Raw genomic sequence first — 8,336 nt, forward strand, 5'->3', positions numbered from 1 at the left:
GAGCCCGTGACCTATATGATATTTACTCAGCTATTTCAGTTATGTTAAAGAAAAATGATGAAGATCTTCGTCAAGAAATTTTAAATCCGAAAAATCTCTATATCCTTCAAGAAATGTTCGCTGCTAAAGATGTATCTTATGATTTGATGAAAAAAATCAGAGATTATAAAGAAGAATTAAAGAGAGACTACGAAGATCGGGTAGTACCTCAAATTCCTAACGATGAATCAGTCCCGGACTTCGAATTTCTCTTTGAATACAACCTGGAAATCATTGAGGAACTCCATCAGTTAGTACTAGGATAAATCATAATTTTGAAGTTTCTTTGGGTAATAGATGCCAATATTTTCATCTAGAACTTTTCCAGGAATTTGATAGTCTAAGTAAAAAAATAGACTCGCTTCGTCACTCTTATTTATAGATTCCGAAACCATTTTTAACTGACTGGAAGAATAACCGGTTCTGCTTAGATAAAAATAAATTGATTTCTCGTATAAATAAACATAGTCAAGCTTTTTCAATATCCCTAGAAGCCGATTCACAGATAAATCATCCTTGGCTCGTTCAAAACCATTCAGAATTTCCTCAACACCACCAGCATATTTTGGTCGAACAACACAATCTATTAAAGTTCTTTCTAGATTAGTTACTCGAACTGGCCTATGTGTGTGTGGTGTTTTTAATTCTATGACTCCTAGTTGTCCAGTATGTTTTCCGTTAAGCAAAAAAACTTGGTACTTCTTTTTTTTATAAGAGAATTTAGCTATTTGATTGGTTTGTCTCATCGGTCTATTAAACGCATAGTCTAGTTTTTGCTGAGTCACTTTATTTTCAGAATCTCTAGGTTTAGGAGTTTGCTCTCGATTGATATAAATATTTTTCGGGATGTTATGGGTTAAATCGTGTAAAAAAAGAGCGCTGTAATGAGAAACATAGGCACCTGGATTGAGACTCAAAGCAATTTCAAAAGGATGAACAGTAAAATCGATTAGTACGTATCTTTCTGTTTTAACATCATTAGGAAGGTCAACTTTGACTGTTTCCAATATCGGGAGATCGGTTGTTATCAAATCAACAAACCGTCCATATTTAAAAGATCGTCCTAAAACCTTTTGTTCTTTTAAGTCTTCTAAAATTTTAATGAGATCTATCCTAGAAAAAACAGATTTGATCTCTGAAAAATACGATCTTAACCACTTCACATCAATATCGGGAATTTTCCTAGCATTCATAAAACCCCTTCTTCCTATACTACTAGTATATATACTAGTAGTATACTTAAATGAAAGAGTAAAAGCTACCTCTTATGTAGTGTTAGTAGTATATATACTACTAACACAGGCATCTGCTTGTGTTGACTGTTTGCTCATACTACTAGTATATATACTAGTAGTGTGTCTATGCTGAAAAACTATGCAGCAAGTAAGAATACAAGAATTACGGCAGGTTACTAGTATATATACTAGTAACCTGTCCAAAAAACTATTGTTAGTTATGTTAAAGGCAAGATATTGTTAATGATAGAATAATCAATCCTTAAAAATACTTTGAGCAATTTGAACAGCATCTGAATGTAACTTATTATAAATTAAGTTACATTCACTTCCTTGATTTCATTGACTTCTTGCAAGAAACAGAAGAAAATAAAATTACTAGAAAAAATGATACATTCAAATCATTGATTCTACTGGTCTCGTCTTTCGTTGGCGGTGCTCTTTTTCTTTGGGGCGAATTCCCTTGAGTAGTTGGTTACATCTGTTTTTCTAGCAATCACACAATCAGCAGCCAACTGAAAGGAGCTATCCATGAACAAACAACACGAAATCAAAGATGTCCAGCCGATCCGGTCGCTGGAAAAGATCGAGGACATGAAATGGAGTTTGAAGAAGTGGTGCGGTGAACGGGATTATATTCTGTTTCTTCTCGGCATCAATTCGGGTCTGCGCGTCGGGGACCTGTTAAACATCAAAACGAGCGAGATCCAGGGCAAGAAAATCGTGTCGCTTCGGGAAGGCAAGACCGGCAAACGCCGGATGATCCACCTCGGCAACATCTACGATGAGCTGAATGCCTATATCAGCACGTTAAACGGCACAGAATGGCTTTTTCCAAGCCGCAAGGGGCAAAACCCGATTACAAGGGTCCAAGCGTACCGACAGCTCAACAAGGCGGCCCAGATGGTCGATATGCCGGATGGCATCGGCACGCACACTCTCCGGAAGACATTCGGCTACTGGCATTACAAGCAGTTCAAGGATATTGCCGAGCTGCAGAACATCCTCAACCATGCGCATCCGCAGATCACGTTGCGCTATATCGGCATCACGGACGAGCAGATTGAAAGCAATCTGAAGGCGTTTCGGCTCTAAGAACCCCAAAAAGGGTTCTTTTTTGTAGATTAGTCCTTCCTTAAATACAACAATTGTTGTAATATGTAGTAAATACTACCGTTGTTGTATTTAAGAAAGAGGTGCAGAACATGACCATGTACGAACTGGATGAACTGTTTGCGGTTCTGGAACAGAACAAAATCACCAAGAACAAAGAGAGTGTCCGGCGTTGGCTGCGGCAAGGGAAGATTCAAGGTACAAAAGGTGCCGGACCGAAGCGGAACGGCTGGCAGGTATCCGAGGAAGCGCTGCAGCGCTTCTTGAATGAACGGCTGCCTCACCAATTCCGGGAAGAAACGGAAGATGCCCCGGCAGCCCTGTCGGAAGAAGAACAAGAACGACTCCGGGAAGAGGGACGACAGGACGTTTTGGACCAGCTTGCCGCCAAAAACATCTGGGAAGGGCGCTTCGTGTTCCGGAAAAAGGGCATCAACGATTGTCTGGATCATCGCCGGATGGAAAATCCGGATACCCGGCAGTATATCCTGACCCGGATTCTGGGGCATAAACGGGGCTATGCGACGCCCGGTGTGGTCTATCTGCTGGATACGTTCAACTTTGAAGGGAATCGGCTGATGTTTGATACGGACTTTGGCTCGTTGGAAGAACAAATCACGTTTCCCCTGATTGAATACCTGCGCCAGGAATATCGAGATCCGGCCAGACGGATCGACCTGTAAAAATCCCGAAGCTCCTGGATTATTATCGGGAGCTTTTTCTTTTTCCTTCGCTGTCAAAAAAAAGCACAGAAAGGACGCTTTTAGCTGTTTTAGCTATTTTGTTTAATAAAGGGCGTTTTTTCTCAAACAAAAGCTTCTAAGGTGTTTTTTGGGCTTTTAAAGGATATATCGGCTTTTCAATCGATTGTCATGTGTCTTTTCTGTTTCATATCCAACCATTTTTTAAAAAACTTGGAGAAGAAAAAGAGTTCTGTTTTTAGGAATAAGCTCTCTTGTTTGTCATTCTTATTTCTAGCAATGAACTTGATCTGTATTTTGTTCTTTTCTTGATTCTTTTCATTTTTTCAAAATGAAATTTTGCTTATATATATTATCTTTTAAAAGATTAATTACATTAGTTATATTTATGAGTGCCCTTGCGCCTTAGAGCACCAATGGTTTGAAAGTTTAAATGAACTTTTTTTCCCCCTTTACTGAACTTTTTTTCCCCCTTTACTGAACTTTTTTTCCCTTTCACATTGAACTTTTCTATTTTTAAAGTACAATGTCTTTATATAAAAGAACTTTATTACAGTTATAAGTTCAAAAGAATAAGGAAAAAAAGTTTAATTGGGAGTGAAGTATTTGGCCAGAATAAATAGCAAAGAAACTTTATTGAATTACGAGAACAGTATATTGAAAAGTAATGAAATTTCCATGTCTAAACTGAGTCATGGTCTTAGCTTAAATCAGATGCAGTTGTTGGCATATGCAATCTACTCTACTCAAAAAGATGGAAATACTGCATTTCGAAAAGCTGACTTTGAAAAGAAGTTTGATCTCGAATATAAAACAGAACACGCTAGACAAGATGCTCAAAAAATATCTCAACTACAATTCAGCATCATTGATTTAGAAAATGATTATTTTGAGTTCTGGAACGTGTTCAACGGAATTAAATATGAACATGGCAAATTTACTTTTCGTTGGAGTACAGATTTTATTCCCCATATACTCGAATTAAAAGAAAAATTTATTACGACAGATTTAACAATTGCTTCTCAATTTAACAGCAGTTTTAGTTGGACACTTTATGATTATTTACAAGCACATTATGGGTACTGGCACAAACCAATCTCGAAAGAAGCAATTATGCGATTATTTGGTGTTGAAAATAAAAAAACTTATAAAGAGAATACTGGACGGTTCAAAAAAACTGTTCTTGATGTGGCTATTAAAGAAATAAACGCCCTAACAGATTTGGAAGTCCGTTATAACGAAGAACGAGAAGGACGAACCATAATTGGGTTTGATTTAATCTGGTCAAACGGCAAGAAGGTGACCAGTGCCACGAAGAAGCAGATCAAGGAGATCCAAAGCATTCTGGATATTGTTTTTGAGGACATGTTCCAGTACATCAATATCAACGATGAAGACGATCGGCAGCGAGCCATTAAGTTGATTCGTGAAATTGAAAACATGCGTGAATTTACCGGCGAACCGATCTGCATTACTAAAGAAAAAGCTGATGACTTGATCAAAAAAGCCGTTTGGAATTTCCGGGAAATGAATCGCTTATTAGAAAAAAACAATCGTCCAGTTTCGGAAAAATCTGTGAAGAAAGTAAAGTTTTATAATTGGTTAGAGGACAGAAGTTAATTCGTTTTTATGAATCAAGAAGGTGTCTATTTTGTTAGGCAGCTTCTTTTTTATGAGCAACAAAGTAAAGCGAAAAAAACGCAGTAGAAAAACAAAAAAATGAGGGAACAAAGAAAAAACAGAGAAAGAGCATAAGAGAAACATGCCCCCATTTTCAATGTGGGACTAGGCAGAGCCTAGTGTTTAAATGGGTACATCATTTTTTCACTTTGGTACAATTTTGTACCACTTTATTTTGTGTTTGGTACAGTTTTGTACCAACTTTTTTAGAGCCGATCCCTTCACTTTTTTCATTTTTTCTTGCTCGATCTTGGAATTTAAAATTTCATTTTTGAACTAAAAAATCTCTAAAAAAACATCAACTATTGTCTTCAACTTCTCATTTTTTCCTGTCACAAACTTGTGCCAAAGCAGAAAAAGTAGTGTCACAGAGTTGTGACACTGGCGCTTTTTCACTGTCACAAACCTGTGCCAAAACGACTTTTTCATGTCACCACCTCAACCCCAGGCTCTGCCTGTGCCCACACTCTCAGTGGGGGCACGTTTTCCTTATGCTCTTTCTCCTCTTTTTGCTTGATCCGTAAAATTTCCGGTTGGATTTGAGCCCCTGCAGGAGATCCAGAACGGCGCCGGTATTTTTGAAAAAGATCGATGCGTATAAATGGGCACTCGCATTGAATCCAGTTGTTTTGAATTTCGTTTTTGAACTGAACCGAATATTTTTAGAAAAAAAGAATGGGATTTCCGCGCCGATCGACAGCAGCAAAAATTCCGGAGTGCCCAGTTATACACCACCCCAAAATCGGGGTGGTGAAAGGGATTCACTTGTCGCCTTCGGATGTAAAAAGTACATAGATAAAAATGAAAAAACAGCAATAATTCGTTCGTAAATTTAGCTTGAAATAGAAGAACGTTCGCAAAGTGTATGACCACATTTACGAACGTTCTTTTTCTGTTTTTCGGTTGCTTTTGAGGTGTTCGAAAACGTGTACTTTTACGAACGGTTCGACTATTGTATCGTTCTTGGATTTGCTAAGTGATTGATATGAAATTTTAGGAAGGACTTTTTGGATTTAAAAGCGAATGGTGAAGTAAGCGGAGTTTATTAAAAAGGTGGGTTTCAAGTGATAGTGACTTTTATTGTGGCAATGGACAGAAACCGGGTCATTGGCAAAGAGAATGACATCCCTTGGAGAATTCCAAGAGATTGGGAGTATGTGAAGGAAACCACCAAAGGATATCCATTAATTATAGGCAGAAGAAATTTCGAATCCATCGGAAGGGTTTTGCCTGAGAGAAGAAATATTATTTTGACAAGAGATCCCGATTTCTTTTTTAAAGGGTGTGAAGTGACACATTCCATTCAAGAGGTCTTTAAGCTATGTAAAGATGAAAAAGAAATCTTCATCTTTGGGGGAGAAGAGGTCTATAAATCATTTCTGCCCTATGCAGAAAAAATGCACATCACCAAAATCCATCACGAGTTCCAAGGCGATACCTACTTTCCGGAAGTAGACTTTTCAGAATGGGTTGAAGTTTCGGTTGAAGAAGGCATTCAAGACGAGAAAAATCCGTATTCTTACTCTTTTCATGTATATGTGAAGGAGGTTTCCTGATGGCTGATGCACAAACGCAATCGCAATTAGAAGTGTTGTCCGAAATTTGCCTATTGACGGAACAATTGGAAATGGAATTTTGGTTGCGTGGTGGCTGGGCAATTGACTTTCTACTCGGAAAAATCACCAGGCCACACGACGACTTCGATTTGATAACGTGGATTCAAAATCGGGACGGTTTAGAAAAAGAACTTTCCAAAGCAGGATATGAACGGTTACCCGTCAAATCCCATTTCGAGAATAGACAGTCTGATTTTCGTAAAAACGAGGTAGATGTCACAGTCGGCTATGTCACCCGATCCATTGAAGGCAATCTGATCCTGAACGGTTTGCCGGAATGGGTATGGCAACCTGACTCTCTGCTGCCTAATCGCTATACATTATGCGGACTATCAGTAAAGGTCTTAAGTCCCCAACAACTTCTGGAAGAAAAGGAAGTCTATGAACAAATTGGCCGAACACCCCGAACAAAAGATATCGAAAGTAAAAAGTTACTTCGCCAACTAATAAGGAATACCAAATAGAATAAATATTTCAGTTTTGAATGGTTTCTCAATGGATGAAAGTTTACATATCATGAGATTATCGGAAGTCACATAAGAAAAACTTTGAGAAGGTGCTAGCAATCAGCACCTTCTTTTTTATTTTTCTAGAAATGCTATTAAATCAGTATCCTTCAGACTAAAAGAAGCATAAAATAAAGCTATATTTAACTTCAATTAAAGCTAAATTTAAGGAGGAAAAACATGCGGATCCCAATCAGTCGATTGGCAAAAGAGCTAAATCTGGAAGCTTATCAGCTCCGGGAATGGGAGAAACGGGGCTGGCTTGGCGAGGTGGTGAAAGACCCGCGCCAGAATCAGCAACGAGTCTATACGGAGGAACAAGTGGAACGAATCCAGTTGATTGCCGAAACTATTCAAGCCCAGCGAGCAATCGGGATTAAGAGGACAGATTTCGAGGAAGTTGAAGCTAGATTATTGGAACAGTTCGGGGGAGAAATTAAACGGATCGATACTGATTTGGTGGTTGCTCCGCAGTCCCTCAACCAGATTGTCGAATTGCTCATGGGACAAAACCAGAAAATCAACGACCTGCAGCAGCTGATGCAACAGCAGCCGAAACAGCAATTGCCAGATCCGGTGGATCATACGGAAGTGCTTGCTGACATGAAAAACGAATTGAAAAAGAGCCAGGAACGGGAAGAACAGCTTTTGGCCATCGTTCAGCAGCTACAAAGTGACCTGGACGAATTGAAAAAATCCCCAATAAAATCCAAGTGGAAGTTTTGGGGCAAAGACTAGGATTTGAATACTGATTTTAGAAAGTCCTGAGGAGGAAGAAAGATGGTCAATGAATTGGTAGGGAATGATTATAGATTACTAGCTGTACAAGCTATTTTTTCAAATGATGATTTAATGGAAATTGTGACATTAAAGGGAGGAAATGCGATGCAGCTACTGGATTTAACCAGTCGTGCTTCTCTGGATATAGATTTCTCCATAAAACAAGGCAGGAGGATTTCGGAAGAAGTTGAAGGAGAATTGTTTAAAAAAAGCCTTCAAAAAATATTTAAAGAACATCAACTGACTGTAATTGATTTTAAATTTGACAGTAAGCCTAAAAAATCCAAACAGGTATCGCCTCCATATTGGGGCGGATATGCCATTGAATTTAAGGTCATTCAAGACGAACATTACGAAAAGCATAAAGATAATGCTCAAAAATTGTCTACTATGGCTGTTTCGATGGAAGGCAACAAGAAGAAAATTGAAATTGATATTAGTTTAGAAGAGTATACAGAGCCAAGAATTGCTATGGAAATAGAAGAGTACACTATTTATCTCTACAGTCCTTTGATGATAGTGTATGAAAAAATTAGGGCCCTATGTCAGCAGCTTCCAGACTATCCTTTAGCCTCGAAAGAAAAGACAAGAGCCCGTGACCTATATGATATTTACTCAGCTATTTCAGTTATGTTAAAGAAAAATGATGAAGATCTTCGTCAAGAA

General features: G+C 38.4%; 9 protein-coding genes and 1 pseudogene. 9 read left to right on the forward strand and 1 reads right to left on the reverse strand.

What is annotated here, in order from left to right:
- A pseudogene (locus AC2Q9J_RS17430) lies at positions 1-305 on the forward strand (nucleotidyl transferase AbiEii/AbiGii toxin family protein); the annotation flags it as partial.
- Here AC2Q9J_RS17430 and AC2Q9J_RS17435 read toward each other — a convergent pair.
- On the reverse strand, positions 297-1,232 hold the full coding sequence (locus AC2Q9J_RS17435; protein ID WP_015085264.1) for a type IV toxin-antitoxin system AbiEi family antitoxin domain-containing protein: 936 nt from the start codon (positions 1,230-1,232) through the stop codon (positions 297-299). The pseudogene AC2Q9J_RS17430 and the gene AC2Q9J_RS17435 sit on opposite strands and share 9 nt — an antisense overlap.
- A 573-nt stretch (positions 1,233-1,805) precedes the next feature.
- On the opposite strand from AC2Q9J_RS17435, the gene AC2Q9J_RS17440 reads away from it, so the two are divergent.
- The 8 genes from AC2Q9J_RS17440 to AC2Q9J_RS17475 all read left to right on the forward strand — a co-directional run.
- Positions 1,806-2,369: a tyrosine-type recombinase/integrase gene (locus AC2Q9J_RS17440; protein ID WP_015085265.1), complete on the forward strand. Its 564-nt coding sequence runs from the start codon at positions 1,806-1,808 to the stop codon at positions 2,367-2,369.
- A gap of 110 nt (positions 2,370-2,479) precedes the next feature.
- The gene (locus tag AC2Q9J_RS17445) at positions 2,480-3,070 is read left to right on the forward strand and encodes a hypothetical protein (protein ID WP_015085266.1); all 591 of its coding nucleotides are present in this window, start codon (positions 2,480-2,482) and stop codon (positions 3,068-3,070) included.
- A 624-nt stretch (positions 3,071-3,694) separates the two neighbouring features.
- Entirely contained in the window at positions 3,695-4,708 is a 1,014-nt protein-coding gene (locus AC2Q9J_RS17450; protein ID WP_203335070.1) for a replication initiation protein, read from the forward strand.
- A 638-nt stretch (positions 4,709-5,346) separates the two neighbouring features.
- Positions 5,347-5,598, forward strand: coding sequence for a hypothetical protein (locus tag AC2Q9J_RS17455; protein ID WP_203335069.1), 252 nt, complete (start codon positions 5,347-5,349; stop codon positions 5,596-5,598).
- Between the two features lie 234 nt (positions 5,599-5,832).
- On the forward strand, positions 5,833-6,324 hold the full coding sequence (locus AC2Q9J_RS17460) for a dihydrofolate reductase (protein WP_172685268.1): 492 nt from the start codon (positions 5,833-5,835) through the stop codon (positions 6,322-6,324).
- Complete coding sequence (locus AC2Q9J_RS17465) at positions 6,324-6,848, forward strand: nucleotidyltransferase domain-containing protein (protein WP_015085261.1); 525 nt, start codon at positions 6,324-6,326, stop codon at positions 6,846-6,848. The genes AC2Q9J_RS17460 and AC2Q9J_RS17465 overlap by 1 nt, the downstream gene beginning before the upstream one ends.
- A 222-nt stretch (positions 6,849-7,070) precedes the next feature.
- Positions 7,071-7,628 carry a MerR family transcriptional regulator gene (locus AC2Q9J_RS17470; RefSeq protein ID WP_015085262.1) on the forward strand — a complete coding sequence of 186 codons (558 nt, stop codon included), beginning with the start codon at positions 7,071-7,073 and terminating at the stop codon, positions 7,626-7,628.
- A 42-nt stretch (positions 7,629-7,670) separates the two neighbouring features.
- On the forward strand, positions 7,671-8,336 hold a 666-nt coding region (locus AC2Q9J_RS17475; RefSeq protein WP_499041926.1), incomplete at its 3' end, for a nucleotidyl transferase AbiEii/AbiGii toxin family protein.

It is taken from the genome of Planococcus sp. RAB007_Raresut, from assembly GCF_057369535.1.

Bases quoted from the DNA above. Each gene is read 5' to 3' on its own strand.
- AC2Q9J_RS17435 (WP_015085264.1), bottom strand. From the start codon at position 1,232: ATGAATGCTAGGAAAATTCCCGATATTGATGTGAAGTGGTTAAGATCG.
- AC2Q9J_RS17470 (WP_015085262.1), top strand. From the start codon at position 7,071: ATGCGGATCCCAATCAGTCGATTGGCAAAAGAGCTAAATCTGGAAGCT.
- AC2Q9J_RS17465 (WP_015085261.1), top strand. From the start codon at position 6,324: ATGGCTGATGCACAAACGCAATCGCAATTAGAAGTGTTGTCCGAAATT.
- AC2Q9J_RS17440 (WP_015085265.1), top strand. From the start codon at position 1,806: ATGAACAAACAACACGAAATCAAAGATGTCCAGCCGATCCGGTCGCTG.
- AC2Q9J_RS17445 (WP_015085266.1), top strand. From the start codon at position 2,480: ATGACCATGTACGAACTGGATGAACTGTTTGCGGTTCTGGAACAGAAC.